Source organism: Flavobacteriales bacterium, assembly GCA_016704485.1.
Lineage (GTDB): Bacteria > Bacteroidota > Bacteroidia > Flavobacteriales_F > PHOS-HE28 > PHOS-HE28.
This window is the reverse complement of sequence record JADJAA010000001.1, coordinates 799,196-815,502: the sequence shown is the minus strand read 5'-3', so window position 1 is coordinate 815,502 and position 16,307 is coordinate 799,196. Positions and strand designations below refer to the sequence as shown.

General features: G+C 52.8%; 17 protein-coding genes. 12 read left to right on the top strand and 5 right to left on the bottom strand.

Translation table 11 applies throughout. The features are described 5' to 3' along the window. Window positions 1-314: 314 nt before the first annotated feature. Window positions 315-2,030 carry a Na/Pi cotransporter family protein gene (locus tag IPF95_03525; protein MBK6473764.1) on the top strand — a complete coding sequence of 572 codons (1,716 nt, stop codon included), beginning with the start codon at window positions 315-317 and terminating at the stop codon, window positions 2,028-2,030. Window positions 2,031-2,072: 42 nt separating this feature from the next. On the opposite strand, the gene IPF95_03520 is transcribed toward IPF95_03525, so the two are convergent. Then, a complete protein-coding gene (locus IPF95_03520) occupies window positions 2,073-2,273 on the bottom strand; it encodes a T9SS type A sorting domain-containing protein (protein ID MBK6473763.1) in 201 nt (66 codons plus the stop codon). A gap of 100 nt (window positions 2,274-2,373) precedes the next feature. Between IPF95_03520 and IPF95_03515 the strand changes: the two genes are divergently transcribed. The 9 genes from IPF95_03515 (at window position 2,374) to IPF95_03475 (ending at window position 12,987) form a co-directional block, all read left to right on the top strand. Further along, window positions 2,374-2,919, top strand: a complete 546-nt coding sequence (locus IPF95_03515) for an RNA polymerase sigma factor (GenBank protein MBK6473762.1) — start codon at window positions 2,374-2,376, stop codon at window positions 2,917-2,919. Continuing rightward, entirely contained in the window at window positions 2,916-4,112 is a 1,197-nt protein-coding gene (locus tag IPF95_03510; protein MBK6473761.1) for a DUF2807 domain-containing protein, read from the top strand. Before IPF95_03515 ends, IPF95_03510 begins: the two co-directional genes overlap by 4 nt. A 246-nt stretch (window positions 4,113-4,358) precedes the next feature. Then, entirely contained in the window at window positions 4,359-5,771 is a 1,413-nt protein-coding gene (locus tag IPF95_03505) for a site-specific DNA-methyltransferase (GenBank protein MBK6473760.1), read from the top strand. Between the two features lie 9 nt (window positions 5,772-5,780). Beyond that, window positions 5,781-6,335: a hypothetical protein gene (locus IPF95_03500; protein ID MBK6473759.1), complete on the top strand. Its 555-nt coding sequence runs from the start codon at window positions 5,781-5,783 to the stop codon at window positions 6,333-6,335. A 63-nt stretch (window positions 6,336-6,398) separates the two neighbouring features. Beyond that, complete coding sequence (locus tag IPF95_03495; protein MBK6473758.1) at window positions 6,399-7,301, top strand: mechanosensitive ion channel; 903 nt, start codon at window positions 6,399-6,401, stop codon at window positions 7,299-7,301. A gap of 17 nt (window positions 7,302-7,318) precedes the next feature. After that, a complete protein-coding gene (locus tag IPF95_03490; GenBank protein MBK6473757.1) occupies window positions 7,319-9,142 on the top strand; it encodes a histidine kinase in 1,824 nt (607 codons plus the stop codon). 50 nt (window positions 9,143-9,192) lie between these two features. Next, on the top strand, window positions 9,193-9,930 hold the full coding sequence (locus IPF95_03485; GenBank protein MBK6473756.1) for a response regulator transcription factor: 738 nt from the start codon (window positions 9,193-9,195) through the stop codon (window positions 9,928-9,930). Between the two features lie 88 nt (window positions 9,931-10,018). Continuing rightward, a complete protein-coding gene (locus IPF95_03480) occupies window positions 10,019-11,644 on the top strand; it encodes a T9SS type A sorting domain-containing protein (GenBank protein MBK6473755.1) in 1,626 nt (541 codons plus the stop codon). 704 nt (window positions 11,645-12,348) lie between these two features. Then, a complete protein-coding gene (locus tag IPF95_03475; protein ID MBK6473754.1) occupies window positions 12,349-12,987 on the top strand; it encodes a T9SS type A sorting domain-containing protein in 639 nt (212 codons plus the stop codon). A 254-nt stretch (window positions 12,988-13,241) separates the two neighbouring features. Here IPF95_03475 and IPF95_03470 read toward each other — a convergent pair whose 3' ends face one another. The 3 genes from IPF95_03470 to IPF95_03460 all read right to left on the bottom strand — a co-directional run bounded on the left by IPF95_03470 (window position 13,242) and on the right by IPF95_03460 (window position 14,939). Then, complete coding sequence (locus IPF95_03470; GenBank protein MBK6473753.1) at window positions 13,242-13,520, bottom strand: hypothetical protein; 279 nt, start codon at window positions 13,518-13,520, stop codon at window positions 13,242-13,244. Window positions 13,521-13,686: 166 nt separating this feature from the next. Next, complete coding sequence (locus IPF95_03465) at window positions 13,687-14,283, bottom strand: hypothetical protein (GenBank protein MBK6473752.1); 597 nt, start codon at window positions 14,281-14,283, stop codon at window positions 13,687-13,689. A gap of 395 nt (window positions 14,284-14,678) precedes the next feature. Continuing rightward, window positions 14,679-14,939: a hypothetical protein gene (locus tag IPF95_03460; protein ID MBK6473751.1), complete on the bottom strand. Its 261-nt coding sequence runs from the start codon at window positions 14,937-14,939 to the stop codon at window positions 14,679-14,681. A 21-nt stretch (window positions 14,940-14,960) separates the two neighbouring features. Here IPF95_03460 and IPF95_03455 point away from each other — a divergent pair, with 21 nt between their 5' ends. Continuing rightward, complete coding sequence (locus tag IPF95_03455; protein ID MBK6473750.1) at window positions 14,961-15,455, top strand: hypothetical protein; 495 nt, start codon at window positions 14,961-14,963, stop codon at window positions 15,453-15,455. Window positions 15,456-15,555: 100 nt separating this feature from the next. Further along, entirely contained in the window at window positions 15,556-15,774 is a 219-nt protein-coding gene (locus tag IPF95_03450; protein MBK6473749.1) for a hypothetical protein, read from the top strand. A gap of 120 nt (window positions 15,775-15,894) precedes the next feature. Here IPF95_03450 and IPF95_03445 read toward each other — a convergent pair whose 3' ends face one another. Next, window positions 15,895-16,305, bottom strand: a complete 411-nt coding sequence (locus IPF95_03445) for a RidA family protein (protein MBK6473748.1) — start codon at window positions 16,303-16,305, stop codon at window positions 15,895-15,897. Between the last annotated feature and the right edge of the window lie 2 nt (window positions 16,306-16,307).

The following is a 16,307-nucleotide window of genomic DNA, read 5'->3' as shown; positions in this document are numbered from 1 at the left end:
GTCGCTTGAACGCCATGCGTTGCTCAGGATAAGGATCTTGATGGTTCATTGTTCGGGATCGGTTACGGTGCCGTGGATCCCACCACAATGGTAACAAAACCTTTACACGCTTGGGACTACTTCGAAATTCAACACGTTCCGCTGAATGATGGCACCAAGAGCTCCAAAGCCGCAGGAGCGTAAGAAGCGCTACAGCTCCGGTCCGTTCACATTCAGCGATCGTATTGGGCAGTCTTAACACAATGGTAACATGGGCAACACGCTCATAACATACGCGTTGCGGTATTTTGCTGCCCGAAACGACCTTTTCCCTCATGGACATTTCACCCTACTGGAGCACAACCGTAAGTATTCTGACGGTCATCGGTTCGCTCGGTCTTTTCATCTTCGGTATGAAGATCATGAGCGAAGGCATCCAGAAGGCTGCGGGCAAAAAGCTGCGGCAGATCCTGGGCACCATGACGCGCAACCGGTTCTTCGGTGTGCTTACCGGATTCTTGATCACCGGACTCTTGCAATCCTCATCGGCCACAACGGTAATGACCGTGAGCTTCGTGAACGCCGGACTGATCTCGCTGTTACAAAGCGCGGGCGTCATGATGGGCGCCAACATCGGCACCACGGTCACCGGTTGGTTGGTCAGCTACTTGGGATTCAAGTTCAAGATATCGGCCATTGCCATTCCGTTGATGGCGTTCGCGTTGCCCATGCTCTTTTTCCGGAAGGCATCCATTAAGTCATGGGGAGAATTCCTGATGGGCTTTGCGCTCCTGTTCCTGGGCTTGGCTGCATTGAAGGATTCCGTTCCGGACCTCAGCGAAAGCCCGGAGCTATTGCAGTTCTTAAGTGCATACGCGCATCCGAGTTTATTATCCCGTTTGATGTTCGTTGGTGTTGGTGCGTTGTTGACGATCATCATCCAATCATCCAGCGCGGCCATGACGCTTACGTTCGTGATGACTGCCAATGGGTGGATCCCGTTCGAGGTAGCAGCAGCCATGATCCTGGGTGAGAACATCGGAACCACCGTCACTGCGGAACTGGCTTCCATGGTGGGCAATGTGCATGCGAAACGTTCTGCGCGCATTCACAGTTTGTTCAACCTGATCGGCGTATCGTGGATGGTATTTCTGGTGCCTTACGTGCTGCCTTGGATCACGTGGTTCTCGGTGGATGTGATGGGTAACGCCAGTCCGTACAGTGACACGAACGATGCACCGGAAGCCATCCCATTGGCACTGTCCTATTTCCATAGCTTCTTCAACCTGGTGAACATGTTCCTGCTCATCGGTTTCGTGGGTCCATTGGTAAAAGCATCCATCTGGTCCGTGCCGAGCAAGACGGATGAGGATGAGGAATTCCACTTGGAGTACATTGGATCAGGTGTGGTGAATACGCCGGAGTTATCCGTGATCGAGGCGAGCAGGGAGATAGCACGCTTCGGTAAGTTGGTCTCTAAAATGAACAAGATGGTAACGCGCCTGCTCACCGAGACCGAGACCAAAGCAAAGCTCAAGCTGTACAAGAAAATAAGGAAGTACGAAGAGATCAGCGATCGCATGGAAGTGGAGGTCATTAACTTCCTGACCAGCGTATCACAAGGCGAATTGAGTGGGAGCCTTTCCATGAAGATCCGCAACATGCTCTCGGAGGTGAACGACATGGAGCGCATCGCCGACATCTATTTCCAGATGAGCATGGTGATCAGCCGCAAGGAAGAAGAGCAGCTCTGGTTCACACCGCAACAGCGCGAACATATATTGGGCATGTTCGAGCTTCTGGAAAAAGCACTGGGCGTAATGTGTAAGAACCTTGATGTAGAGGATTCGATGTACTTCGATCAGGCGTTCGAGTTGGAGCAACTGATCAACAAGCGTCGTGACGAACTGCGTGAAGCGCATTTGAAGAGCATCGAGGCCGGCGACTACAACGTAAGGAGCGGCCTGGTCTACAGCGACCTTTTCTCCTCATGCGAGAAAGTGGGTGACCACGTGATCAACGTAAGCGAAGCCGCAACCGGACACCGGTAAGAGGCAGTAGTACAAGGCACATTGCACGTGGTGCGATCGGTCTTAGTGAACGACGACGAACGATGAGCTCAATGCAGGTGCGTCGTTCATTTCGATGCTCACGCGGTAGGCACCAGCCGCATGATCTGAAGTTACGAACTGGAATGTGCCATTGCCTTTTACGGTCGTTGAAGTGATCACGCGTCCTTGCATGTCGAATACCCGCAGGAGACCGTTTCCCTTCGTCCATGCAGGCGCTGTCATTCAACATTCAACATTCATCATTTTACATTTTACATTCCCACAGGGCCCGCGGTGTAACCTTTACCTGACTTCTGCGACTTACTGTTGAAACCACTCCATCGTGAGCAACGAAAAACAGACAGCCTTTATGCAAGCGTACGCAACGTGCCACGAGCCATTCGTGCGCTATTGTTCAGCGCTGGCTTATGGCAGAATGCCCGCTGAGGACCTCGTGCAGGATGTACTGTTAACGACCTACCATAAGTTCGAGACCATCCAAAAGAAGGAAGAGCTGCTTCACTATTTGGTACGTGCGGCGCGCAACAGGTCCATCAGTATCTGGCGCGTTCAAAGGCGTTCTGAGGCCATCTGTGAAAAGCAGGCCATTCGCTTGAAAGAGCGCGGTGCATCGGCAGAGATGTTGGTGGATGTCGAGATCGTTTATTCCGCATTGGATCGTTTACCGAAAGACCAACGCGAGGCGGTGGTGTTGTTCGAGGTCTCCGGACTTCCCATGTCTGAGATCGCCCAGATCCAAGGCTGTTCGGAAGGGTCGGTGAAGACGAAAGTGAGCAGGGGCCGTGCGAAGTTGCGTGCGTTGTTGGAAGGGCGCGCGAAGTCCGTGGGCGAAGAAGTATTGGGATCACTAAAGACCTTGATGTTATGACACAGCAGGACAGAACCGAAAAAGCCCTGGAGCTGTTGCGCGACCTCCCTGCCGAAGTATCGGTGGAGGATGTTAGCCAGATGGTCACGTTATTCCCGCTCATTCAACCAACAACATCGTGGTTCAGCCACATCAATTTAAACTCCATTCTCATGACCTCAGTAAGCGCATTGATCATTGCCGGAGCAGCCTATTTCTTCACAGGCATCGGCGAACCACTAAGGACTGCAGTGCAAGAGCAGCAGCCGGTCGTACATGAAGTGCCGATGATCGAGCCAACCGCTGAGGTACTATTGGATGTGCCACCCAGCGAGCCCACCAAGGCAGTTGTCATGTTGAAATCGAATGCGGAAGTTCCACAAGAACCGCTCCCTGCACCTGTCCGTATTCCCATTGCGCCAACAATTCCTGTGGTTCCCACACCAGCACCGGAAAAGCCATTGGCCATCGAGCCAACAGCGCCGCCCCCACCGCCACCCGCGCCGAGTTCAAAAAAAGCAACGAGTACAAGAACGGAGACCAAGACCTATGATCTAAAGGGTTTCACAGCAGTGAACGTATTCGGTCCCTTGGAAGTCTACATCGCGCAAGCTCCGTACACCGTAAGTGCACAAGGCACTGCAGAGGAATTGGAGAACATCGAGATGATCGTGAAAGGGAACGTATTGGAGATCCGCTATAAAGAAAAGAACTACAAGATCGTAAGGAACTACAAGAACGAGGAGCCTCATGGTATTCATATAACCTTACCGGATCTGGAACGCGTGCAACTGAACGGTTCAGGGGATATCTACATCGATGATCTCAAGGGCATGAAGATGTTCGAAATGGAATTGAAAGGCTCGGGTGATATTCATTTTGCATCACTCTTGGGGTTGGAGAAGTTGTCTGTTGCGCTTGCCGGTTCGGGAGATATCCAAGGTGAGGAAGTTGAAGTATCCGGTTCCATGAGCATTGCGCTTGCGGGCAGTGGAGACGTAATGTTCGGAGGCCGTGCGGAGAACGTAGAGGTCTCAGTAGTGGGTTCTGGTGATGTGAATCTGGAACAGCTAACGACAAGTACCGCGAACGTTACCATTACCGGTTCTGGCGATGTAAGCGTGAACTGCAAAGGAACATTGACAACGACCGTAATGGGCAGTGGCGAAGTACATACTATCGGATCCGGTGGGAGTGGTCCACACACTGATTGAGCGGAAAACTATGAGGGTAGTTGAAGGGTCTCCTTCCTCTCACTGGTCCGGTAGTGTAACTTCAGTTGTGCAGGTGCAATAGTGTATGGTCCTGCGATCATTCGCATTGCTGAACGAAAGCGTTACTGTCGCCGTGGAATGCACGAAGCGCGAAATAGGCCTCTACCACTTCGGCCAAAAGCGTCCACTTCGTAAAATTCCCGATCTTCGAGCACCCCTTTGGTACACAGAGTTCTCCGGGGTAGAATGGCCAAGGGTAAACGAACAGATACGGCAGCGCTAGCGGATGAAGATCCGATAGCGTTCGGTAACGGACGATCCGAAGTGGATCACGCCGAGCACTTCGGCCTCTCGTGGCCGGGTAAGCGTGCAGCTCGGATGCTTGCGAATGCGCCTTCAGCAAAACAACTGGTAGCGCAGCCCGGAAAAGGGTTGAATGAAAAAAGCACGAGCAACATCTTCATCGAAGGCGATAACCTTGAGGTGTTGAAGATCCTGAAGAAGGACTATACCGGTAAGGTGAAGACGATCTACATCGATCCGCCGTACAACACGGGCAAGGACATGGGTTATGCGGATGATCTTTCCGAGACCCGTACCACGTATGCGCAACGATCGGATCATGCGAATGGAGCCGCACACGATCCGCATGGAGATGGCCGATACCACAGTCAGTGGTTGAGCATGATGTATCCGCGACTGATCCTCGCACGCGAATTGTTACGTGACGATGGCGTGATCTTCGTTAGCATCGATAACAACGAAGTGCACTACTTGCGGGTACTGATGGCCGAGGTATTCGGTGATGCGAATTCGGTGGATCTGTTCGCATGGGTGAAAACTGAAACGCCGGCGAACCTCAGCAAGAAAAGCAAGAAGGTGGTGGAGTACGTGGTGTGCTATCAAAAGGTGAAGAACGGCGAGCGGTTCCGTGGCATTCGTAAATATGCGGGTACTGCGAACACGGTGTTGAACCAGAGTAATAAAGTAGGAAAGTTGGTCTTCCCGAAGAATGTGGTCACCACCAAACTTCCTGATGGCAAACTTGCAGCAGGAACGTATGGTTCGAAGAGCTACACGGTAGAACTGTTGGCAGACACCGAAGTCAAAAAGGGGTTCTTCGTAAAGCCGATCGAACTACAGGCACGGTTCCGTTGGTCACAGAAAAAGTTGGATGAGGAGATCGCTCAAGGAACATTCATTTCCATCCCTACACGTACGTTCTCGGTCGCCTATACACGTTCGGATTACGCACCGGAAGTTCCACCTAACTTGATCAACTCAGCAGTAGGAGTAGGAACGAACGAGAACGGTTCCGCACACTTGAAAGCGCTTTTCGGTGCGAAGGTCTTCGACTTCCCGAAACCGGTATCACTGATCAACTACCTGTTGGGGTTCCAGACACCGGAACCGAACGACATCATTCTCGATTTCTTCGCCGGTTCAGGCACTACGGGCGAAGCAGTGGATGCGTTGATGCAAGAAGATGGAGTGCCCAGGCGATGGATCCTCGTGCAACTTCCGGAAGCACTATCCGCTGATCATCCAGCGCGTGCATTCAATTGCACAACGTATGCGGATGTTTGCCGCGAACGATTGATCCGGGCTTTCAAGAAGAGCAAGAGCAAGTCCGGTTTCACGAGCTACACAGTGCATTGATCGGCACCGATGCTGGTAACGGACTTCGATTTCGATCGTGCACGTACACAGGCACTTGCCCAAGCGGAGCAGATGTTGGGCAACGATCTGTACTCGCGTTTCAAACTAAGCCGTGAGAAACGGTTGGAGAAGGCGATGCTCGGCACATTGGGTGAACTGGCATTCGAACACATGCTGGTCCAATACAACATCACCTTCGAGCGTGATACCAGCGACTTCTCAAAAGTGCGTACGGATCAATTCGACTTTAAGATCAACGGGAAATTGTTCGACATCAAGATAGCGAAGTTGACGACCACAAAACCACCGTCTGATCAGTGGACCTATGGGTACCCGGTGGATCAGGACCCCGCTTCCAAGGACTACGTCATTGTTGGTTGGGTCGATATGGTCGGAGAGCGTGCAGGGTTCCATGGATACATCCGTGGAGGAGCCATTGCGCGGTTTCCGGCGGTGACCAAGAATAAGTTCGCGGGCTTTGATTACCTCACGCCGAATCATGAGTTCAAATGGGGTGTGCTGAACAAAGATCTCCAGGGGTTGTTAATGGGCTACATCAGCTAGAGAAAAGCGTTGCGTGTAAAGAATGTGAAATGATCAAACCGAACAGCGTCTAACTTGCACCTCATGTTGAATGTGAATGAAGCGGTAACACTAGTAGAAGGAAAGTTGTTGCATTGGCTGAAGGAGCTCATCATACTGCTCCCGAACATCTTGCTGGCGGCAGCGATCGTGGTATTCGGTTGGCTCCTGGCCAAACTTGTAAGGTCGCTCATTTCGAAGATGTTGGCACGGTCAAAGCTGGGTCTTTCCTTGCGTCGGCTGATCGCCGATGGAATTGCTTTGTTGGTGATGATGGTTGGGTTGTTCGGAGCGCTAAGTGTGATGCATTTGGACAAGACGGTCACCTCCATTCTAGCAGGTGCGGGTATCATTGGTTTGGCACTTGGTTTCGCGTTCCAGGACATTGCGGCCAACTTCATAAGTGGGGTGGCCATGGCGGTGCAGCGCCCTATTCGTGCAGGCGAACTAGTGGAAGTAGCCGGGAAACTCGGTGTTGTTGAACGCATCGATCTTCGGACAACTGAGCTTCGCGATCTGCAGGGACTACAGGTGATCATACCGAACAAGGACATCTTCCAGAATGCACTCACCAACTATACACGCAATGGAGAACGGCGGATCGATCTGGAGTTGGGCGTGAGCTATGGGGATGATCTTGCGAAAGTGGAAGCGGTAACGGTCGAAGCAGTTAAGACCATGGACGGTCTGTTGCCCGGTCACGAGGTAGAACTGTTCTTCAAGGAGTTCGGTGATAGCAGTATAAACCTTGAGGTGCGTTTCTGGGTCTCTTCCAAAAGCCAAGGCTATTACAAAGGCAGGAAAAGTGCAGCGATCGTCGCGATCAAAGCGGCGTATGATAAGAACGACATCATGATCCCGTTCCCGATCCGCACTATGGATTTCGGTATCAAAGGCGGCGAGAAGTTGAATGCCATGTTGAGCGAGCGTTCTAAAAGCGGAGACTGATCTTGATCGAACTTTCCATGCGAACGGAACAGATCCTGGCCGGGCTATTAGTGATCGTGTCTCTGGGATGCGCAGAATTGTGCTTCGGTCAAAATGCGGTCAATACCTTTTCTGTCGAACAATTGCGGACGCTCAAGTCCCGTGATGAATTCGATTCGCTTGAGATCATAACGCGTCGTATGTTGAAGGATCTGCCTCCTGATCCTGGGCCTTTGCGCTACGATGCAGAATACTATTTGGCATTTGCGTTAGGGATGAAGGATGATCCGCGCGGTGCTACCGACCACGCGCAGCAAGCCTATTTGATCGCGCGCTCGTTGGCGGACACCACACGCATGTTGGAGTCGCTCTACCAGCTCACCAAGCTGAATGTGGAAGGAAGGCATTATGGTGAGGCGGACCATCATCGGCGCGATCATTTGGGTTTAGCTCGTCGATACGGAAAGGATACCACGCAGCTGGTGCTCGCGCTCAACAGCATCGGCAGCATGCATTCCAGACAGGAAGTTCGTGACTCTGCCGTGTATTATTATCGCGAAGGTCTGCGTATGCTAGGTGATCGACAGCACATTGCTCGCCAAGCCCTTCTTGGTAACCTGGCCAGCTCGCTTGGTGAAAGAGGCCAGCATGTGGAAGCCGAACGGCTATGGCGGCAAGCAGTTGCGGAAGCCGATAACATGGATCCACGCAACAAGGCATGGATGTACAATAACCTTGGTCAGACCTTATTGCATGCGGAACGATATCGGGAAGCGCTCGTTGCATTGGACCAGAGTGATTCACTGAACAAGGTGAGCGGTTCAGCATTGGACCTTGCGATCGAACTCGCCGAGATACGAGCGGACATTCTGGATTCCATCGGTGATGTTCATGGGGCATACCAATGGATCAAGCATGCGCGGGACCTACAGGACACGCTGTTCGAACGGTCCATGAACGAACAATTACTGGAATTGGAAACAAGCTTCGGGACACGATTGAAAGAAGAGGAGATCCAACGGCTCGATGCAGAGAACAAGGAGAAGGCTGAACGGTTGCACGCAAAGAACCTACAGCTTTATGGTAGCCTTGCGTTCGCATTGCTTTTGCTTTTCGCGATCGTGCTGGTATGGCGCAACCTGCGACAGAAGCGCAACTACTCCACAGTTCTGGAACGATTGAATGTTGAATTGAATGAACGAAAAGATCATATCGAGGAGATCAACCGATTGCTACAGTTGAAGGTCTTGCGCACGCAGATGAATCCGCACTTCATCTACAATAGCCTCAACGCCATTCATAACCTTGTGAACAAAGGTGAAACCGTAAGTGCCAGCGCGTATCTCGATGGCTTCGCACGGCTGTTGCGCATGGTGCTTGATCATAGTCTGAAGGAACTTGTTCCGCTGGAGGATGAGCTCGCTTTTCTGCGCCAATACATCAAGTTGGAGGCATTGCGCTTCGCGGATGGATTCGTTCATACCGTGGATGCGGAACCGAACTTGCTCGATGCGATGGATGAGATCCTGGTCCCATCATTGATCATACAGCCCTTTGTTGAGAATGCGATCTGGCATGGCCTTGCATCGAAACAGGGCGATAAAAAATTGACCGTTCGGTTCGTGGAAAAGGAAGGAAAGCTGATCTGTACCGTAGAGGATAATGGGGTAGGGCGGCAAGCTGCACCTCAGCGTGAACATCCCGATGGAAGTGCCAGCATCGGGTTGCAGCTCACGTCGGAGAGGCTTCAGCTCCTTTCCTATAGCCTAGGCGGAAGTGGTCGCGTTACATTCACGGACTTGATGGATGCATGCGAACCACAGGGAACACGCGTTGAAGTCGTGTTGAACGAGAACCTTTAGTACTGCTTCAAGTTCACGTCAGGGACATTGATCCGCAGTAACTTTCCGCCATGATCACTGCTGTGCAGATAGACGACGAAGTGAACGCATTGGAATTCCTGCGTGCGCGATTGAATGAAGTGGCTTCCGAAGTGAATGTGCTCGGTGTGGCGAATAACATCAACGATGCGGAGGCTCTGATCGCCGAGAAGAAACCGCAACTGGTCTTTCTTGATGTGGAAATGCCAGGTGGTACGGGGTTCGAATTATTGAAGAGACTTGGGCGATGGGACTTTGATGTGATCTTTACCACAGGACATAGTCGTTATGCCATCCAAGCCATTCGGTTCAGCGCCTTGGATTACTTGCTTAAACCTGTGCAGGCGGATGAGTTGCGTGCTGCGATCGACCGGCATATCGCCAACAGGAATAGTGCGATACCGGAGGTGCAGCAACACTTCCTCAATAACATTGAACAGCAAGAAGAGAATGCGTTGAAGCTCACGCTCACTCATGGCGACCGCACGCACGCCATAGACCCCGCCGATATTACCTGGTGCCAGGCCGATAATAACTACACCGCATTGCACCTTGCGGATGAACGTCGTTTCATATCCGCACGCACGTTGAAGGATTACGACGACATGCTTACGCCGCTTGGCTTCATCCGGGTACACAAGAGTTCCTTGGTGAACCGCCGACATGTGGATGGTGTTGATGGCGAAGGGCGTGTGCGGCTGCGCAACGGCACCCGTGTGGAAGTAAGCCGGAGGCGGTTGGAGGAGGTTACGCGGGAGCTGAGGAGCTGAACCGTTCCCTCGATCCCTTGCCGTTCCCTCGGATCTTCTTTCATGCCGTGGCGAAAGACCTTCACTTGGTGGCCAATAACCCATCATCATGAAGACCACTTCAGCCCTGCTCGCCTGTATGACCATGACATTCGCCGCGAACGCCCAATGGACGAATTTCCCGGACCCACCGCTGGCGGTCTGCGCAGCAGCGAACGAGCAGAATACCGTAAAGGCGGTAAGCGATGGGGCGGATGGCTGGTATGTACTTTGGCTCGATGGGCGCGTGAGCGACACGAAGGAGGAAGTGTATGGCCAACACCTGAATGCCGACGGCGTGGCGCTTTGGGAAGTTGATGGCAGACAGCTGATCGCCGATCCGGTGAAGAAGGTCAACGACTTCGCGATCTGCTTAACGGACCAAGGCTCACTTTTCATCGCGTGGGTGCACGGCACCGACACACTGAAGGCGCAATTGTTGGACGCAGCTGGTGCCCCAACATGGCCTCAACCCGCCATTATTGCGGGTCGTGTGGACGCCAATGCGTACAACATCGGCGCGCCACGCGTACTGGTCAGAGGCGATGGCGCCTTCGTCACGTGGATGCCTGATCACCAGGGCGCCAATCCGGTCGTAGCGTATAACGTGGTCGATGGATCAGGCGGGGTGATGCATGGCTTCAACGGGATCTACATCCCCGGCAGCGGCTATGCGGTGAACGGCATTAACCCGGACGGTAGCGGTGGGATGTTCATCCACTGGGCCACGGCGAATGCCCTCGGTGCGGGGATCAAAGTGCGGCGGGTGAATGCCAGCGGCGATCTTCAATGGATCGACAATGTGTCGCCTACCGCTGGGTCCGCCGGGATCTCCGATGGCGAGTACACCGCAGTGTACGACGGTACCGATGGCTTGGTGGTGGTGTGGAATAACAGTGGTGATGTGCTCATGAGCCGTGTCGATCTCAGTGGTACGCTCACCTGGAGCCCCGCGATCAAGCCTGTTTGTGTGCAGCCTGATCAACAGCGACGACCTACTGTTGTTGCGCAGGAAGGTCACCTTTATTTCGCATGGTCCGATTCACGCCCTCCGGCGGATAACTCCGACCTCTTCGCGCAGAAGATGGACCTGAACGGTGAGCCGCTCTGGACCGTGGATGGCGTATTGGCCATCCGGGAAAGCTCCTACATCCCGCATGCCCGCATTGCACCAACACCCGATGGTGGAGCGTACGTGGTACACAAGGCGAGCGGGGGCTTCAAGGCGATGCTGCTCAATAGCTCCGGTGTACCGGTATGGAACCCGGCCTACAAGATGACGGAAGCGAGCTACGCTCCGTTCTACGGTGACGTGCGCATGCTTCCCACTTCCGATGGCAATGCCGTCATCTTCTGGGCCACGCAGGGCAACAACATCCACGGTACGCGTATCGATCCAAGTAGCGGGATCAGCACGGGGATATCCGCGTCGAACGATGCGGTGATCCTTACAGCGTTCCCGAACCCGGTGAACGATCGGGTGAACATCGTATGCGGTGCGGACCTCTTCGGCAAACGCGGTGTGATCGAGGTCTTCGATGCCACCGGCAAACGCGTGCATGCCGAACAGGTGAACAATTTCGGCGCACTGCAACCACTGGGTCTTTCCGCTGAATGGAAAGAAGGACTGTACTTGGTGATGGTGCGCGTGGTAGGTTCTGAGCCACGGTCCGCACGCTTGATCATTCGCCGGTAAGCTTCTTTCATTCAACCACAGATTGAATGTAACACATGACATACCAAGGTCATGCAGTGCTCATTGGTCTCCTGTTGGCCTTGTCCTCGTTGTGTGCTTAGAATGCGAGCTTTGGTTATTTCGGCGATCGATCCAGTATTGATCTCAACAGCGGAACAACGGCGCCCCTACTGAATAGGGAAATGATCGTGCTCGAAAGTTGCTCATCCATCGGTGATGACCACGGCGAACTGCTCTTCTACATGAATGGTGGTCCGGTATTCCCCTTTCCTTATGACTTAGGAGCTGTTTCTGGATCGTCTTGCCAAAAGGCAAATGGAAATGGTCTGATCCACACGCGGTTCTGGGAACGGATTCATTGCCGGTGTATTCCATCACCGACCAACTTTGGAGAAGTGAACGGATCGTTGCTAAATTCGGTATCTGTTAGGACAAGGCTCAAGCAACAACAGTGCTCTGAACTCCTTTGACCACCGAAGCAATAAGACCTGGTGCATTTGTCCGAACAGCATGGCGAACACAGATGTCAGCAACCGATATGGAGGCAAGTACTACATTCTTTCGGCAGCTGATTACCGGCGAACAAAGCTCATGCTTTTCATATCCTGATCGCCGAACAATATGAACACTGAACACAGGTCTCATCAGTAACCCGCTGTGAGCATGATCGATCCGTAGAACGCATTTACAAAACACATAACATCATGAAAGCTGTCCTTGGATTTTTGCTGACTATTATCTCGATCTCGGCGTTCCCACAATTTCCTGAACCGATCGGGTTTGACTTTATCTATCATTATTTCATGATCTTCGAAGGTGGTAATTGTGCGGGGCAACCCGTGGTTGGCCCAACATACTGCTCCCAATTCAGTTGGTCTGCTCCGGACACGAGTTCCACCAGCGCTACATTGGAATACTATGAATTGCATTACTATTCTTACGTAACAATGGATACGGTCATTCTTACCACAACAACAGAGATGTCCTTTGCCATGGAAATAGCAATAATTGGTGAGGTATGGGTGACAGCAACGTATGTGGATCCGGATGGAGGATCAGGACCATCCAACATCATCATAAATAATTCACTGCCGATCTCCGTTGAGGAAAGTCAATCGCAAAAGCCTCTGAGCGTTTCTTATGATAATGTCTCGCAGGAGCTATTCATCACGAACACGAACGCCTTGGATCGTGTCAATATTTATGATGATCAAGGACGACTAATGATTTCCGAAGGTTCATCCAAGGATAAATTGAACATTGCCGACTTAGTGAAAGGAATTTACGTGATCGAGCTTGTGTTGAATAATAACGAAACTGTCCGACAGAAGATCATTAAATGAAAATGGCTCGTTCCCGCGAACACCGGTTCATGACCTCTGGTGATAGTTGCTCTTAGTGGGAACAGGTCACCTCGCATGGCTTATTGCTGATGCAGATCGCTTGTATTGGCGACGTTCATCGCGCTAACAATGATGATCGCGGGTTGCACAGTTCCCAAAGCCCAACCTGAATAGCTGTCAGTCATATTGCGACCTCCACACGAATGGAAGCAGCGTGCTGCACGCGTTCTGAATAGATCCTCCTGGCAAGTGTATTACAACGAAGACACCCACCACGCCATAAGCAACAGCGGCACTGCGGCAACAAACAAGGCCACTAACGAGAGCACACAAAGCACAAGGAATTTACCAGAGAACGAAGTAAACCCGTGTCCGAAACGACTGATCAATAACGAAGCGAGAGCGATCGTTCCCATCAGGAAACCAACGGCCAACAGGATGGCCATACCATTGGATCCCGCCGGAATGAATGCCGCGACGACCAAGACCAGAACTGCGATGCCCAGATCGAAGCCATGTGTTTTTCGCTCCATCCTTTGGCGCGTAGAATGCGCGCAGTGTCACCAGCGCGATCAATGAGAGATAGAACGCGGAAGGATGAATGATCATGTTGGATATCAGATCCTCAAGCACCGATGCATGGCGCTTACAGGTGGGGTCGGCGCAGTATTTCTGAGTGTACAGTCGCTGCCGATCGTTTTATTGCCGCATCAGCTCGGCCAACGCCATGCGGTAGATACCATAGATATCGTACGGCCCGAGCGTATCGGAGGTCTTGGTTTCCACCGGCCCACGATACTCGGTGCTCGTGCGCAGCGTGCCGAGGTCTTTAAGCTTCACTTTCTTCTCCATCACCTCCTTCTTGTCAGGATCGAAGACCTGCATGGTCATTGTCACCATAGGCTTCAGCTTTTTCCGCTCGCCGATCGTTACCGACCCGCCGTCGGCGATCATACAATTCAATTCGATGAACCGCGTTTCACCCTGGCAGTACTCCTTGGCCAATTTGAACGTGTTGTTCGGCAGGCCGATAAGCTGCGGGCCCAGGAAGCCGCCTGCGCCTGTGCCGCGTCTACCCTTCGTCCAGCACATGTGCACAGGGAAACCCAGCTTTTGCGTCAGCGCCCGTTCGGCATCCACCGCCATGGAGTCCACCAGCTCTTCCGGCAAGGCCGTACCCACTGAAAACTCCGACATCACGTTTCTCGAACGATCATTGACGGACAGTTCGGTTTTGAGCTCCTCGGCGACAGTGACGTTGAACTGATGCACGACCGCGGAGGTCTGCGCGTTCACTTGGGGAAGATGCGGAAGCGCCAAGAGCAAGAGCACGGCTCGTGAACAAGGTGCTATGATCCGGGCAATAGGGAGGGGGAAGAAGAAGCTTGATGAGATCATTGTTAGCAGGGATGGGTGAGGGAAAACGTCAACATGCACGATGGTAAATGTAGGTGCTATCAGACCATCCGGGCGCTCACGATCAATATCACGGTATTCCGGTATTGCTTGACCCGGTCCTGCTCATTTTCTTTGCGATCGGCCGGAAGGGACAGAGCCTCTATCGACACCTAACGAAAGTTCTACCCCGTGGATGACCGGTTTCCTACATCTTTGTTCATCGCACTATTGCAACGCTTCCGTCGGTGCTCTTATAGACCGAGGGAAGAAGAGGATCACATACCCAACCACACCTAACCCACCAACAGGTATTCATGCTTTACGATGCTCAACTCCCCCGCCATACCGCGGCGCTCCTCCTCGCCCTGGTTCCTCTGGGCCTCGCGCTGGACACCCACGCCCAAGCGGACACCACGGATCGGACTTCCTCGGGCAACAGTCGCGTACACGATGACAGCAGTCGCCATTCCACGGTCAGTTTCGGCTGGCACTACGCGCAACCCCTCGGCGAGTTCGCTGATGCACAAAAGCACTTCTGGGGGGCTGGATTCCATTTCGCCTTCCATGTCAAGGAATTGCCGTTCGATGCCGGCGTCGGGGTCGGTTACGAATTGCTGGAGAATGCCACCTCCACCGTCACCGTGAAATGGAACAACCTAGCGAATACAACCGGTGAGCTTGATCTGAAAAGACGGAGCTACGCCATTCTGCCCATGCTACGCTTCCGTCCGATCCAAGGCCGGTTCATGTTCTACGCTGAAGTCTTCTGGGGGGTGCGCCTATACAGCAACCGATATATTCTGGACACAGAGTCCCAAGGGGAGGCCTTCCAACGCAGAGACTACGATCCTGATAACTCTTGGGAATGGGGCACGGCGGCGGGCATACTGATCCAAGGCCACAGCAAATATTTCCTTGAAGTGAGGTTCGCCCGCACATGGGGGGGGCAAGCCACCTTCATAGACTATAACAACATCAAGCTGGACGACAAGGACAGACTTGGCATCGGGACCAGAACGCTGCGCACGGATACCTGGTATTTGCAGGCAAGTATAGCGACCTATTTGTAAGAATGTGTGGCCAGGCGGCCCACCACCATCTGGCGCAATCCCTCCTAAACGCCTCCCAAGCTGCTCCATCGAAGATAGCGTAGACATCACGCACCAACGCATGGAAGTGAACCTGCGCATTCTGGAACAATTCCGCGATCACTCAGGCCGCGCATTGCAGGTTATCAAAGTGCCCACACCGGAAATGGAATTCAACCCGCACGTGATGAACGCGAAGCCCAGCTACGATAAGATGCTACTTAAGGAAAACGAAGATTCGCTCGCAGGCGATACTATTCGCTACATCCCAGCGGCTAGCTACCTCAACTTCCCACTCTAACACGCAAGCATTATACAAGCTCGAAATAATATGCCCGAAGTTCTGTTGTACAATTATCCGCGCGCATCAGCTATTTCAGTGTATGTCACTCCGGTCTTGAACCGGAGAGCGTTCCATTAGCTAGATCGTCGCTACCACCTTCAGCTCGATCGCGATCGGAGTGGGCAGGCAGTTGATCTCAAGCGTGGTGCGGCACGGTGGGTCATGTTCGAAATGCTCCTTCCACAGCCGGTTGTATTCCGCGAAATCATCCTTCATGTTCGTGAGGTACACGGTCACATCCACGATCTTGTCCCACGAAGAACCTGCATCCTCCAGGATCCATTTCACGTTCTGGAAAACACTGCGCACTTGCGTTGCAATATCGTAGGAAATGATGGCGCCATCCGCGTCCAGCTCAACCCCTGGGATCTTCTTGGTGCCGCGTTCCCGTGGGCCGACACCACTGAGAAAAAGCAGATCACCAACACGGCGCGCGTGCGGATAGTGGCCAACAGGTTCAGGAGCTTTGCTGCTATGGGTAGAGGACATAG

Excerpts from the sequence above, each read along its gene's own strand:
- IPF95_03490 (MBK6473757.1), top strand. The coding sequence starts at position 7,319 with ATGCGAACGGAACAGATCCTGGCCGGGCTATTAGTGATCGTGTCTCTG.
- IPF95_03460 (MBK6473751.1), bottom strand. The coding sequence starts at position 14,939 with ATGGAATCCAGCCCCCCAGAAGTGCTTTTGTGCATCAGCGAACTCGCC.
- IPF95_03450 (MBK6473749.1), top strand. The coding sequence starts at position 15,556 with ATGGAAGTGAACCTGCGCATTCTGGAACAATTCCGCGATCACTCAGGC.
- IPF95_03505 (MBK6473760.1), top strand. The coding sequence starts at position 4,359 with ATGGCCAAGGGTAAACGAACAGATACGGCAGCGCTAGCGGATGAAGAT.
- IPF95_03480 (MBK6473755.1), top strand. The coding sequence starts at position 10,019 with ATGAAGACCACTTCAGCCCTGCTCGCCTGTATGACCATGACATTCGCC.
- IPF95_03445 (MBK6473748.1), bottom strand. The coding sequence starts at position 16,305 with ATGTCCTCTACCCATAGCAGCAAAGCTCCTGAACCTGTTGGCCACTAT.
- IPF95_03510 (MBK6473761.1), top strand. The coding sequence starts at position 2,916 with ATGACACAGCAGGACAGAACCGAAAAAGCCCTGGAGCTGTTGCGCGAC.
- IPF95_03520 (MBK6473763.1), bottom strand. The coding sequence starts at position 2,273 with ATGACAGCGCCTGCATGGACGAAGGGAAACGGTCTCCTGCGGGTATTC.
- IPF95_03485 (MBK6473756.1), top strand. The coding sequence starts at position 9,193 with ATGATCACTGCTGTGCAGATAGACGACGAAGTGAACGCATTGGAATTC.
- IPF95_03475 (MBK6473754.1), top strand. The coding sequence starts at position 12,349 with ATGAAAGCTGTCCTTGGATTTTTGCTGACTATTATCTCGATCTCGGCG.
- IPF95_03495 (MBK6473758.1), top strand. The coding sequence starts at position 6,399 with ATGTTGAATGTGAATGAAGCGGTAACACTAGTAGAAGGAAAGTTGTTG.
- IPF95_03470 (MBK6473753.1), bottom strand. The coding sequence starts at position 13,520 with ATGGAGCGAAAAACACATGGCTTCGATCTGGGCATCGCAGTTCTGGTC.
- IPF95_03525 (MBK6473764.1), top strand. The coding sequence starts at position 315 with ATGGACATTTCACCCTACTGGAGCACAACCGTAAGTATTCTGACGGTC.
- IPF95_03500 (MBK6473759.1), top strand. The coding sequence starts at position 5,781 with ATGCTGGTAACGGACTTCGATTTCGATCGTGCACGTACACAGGCACTT.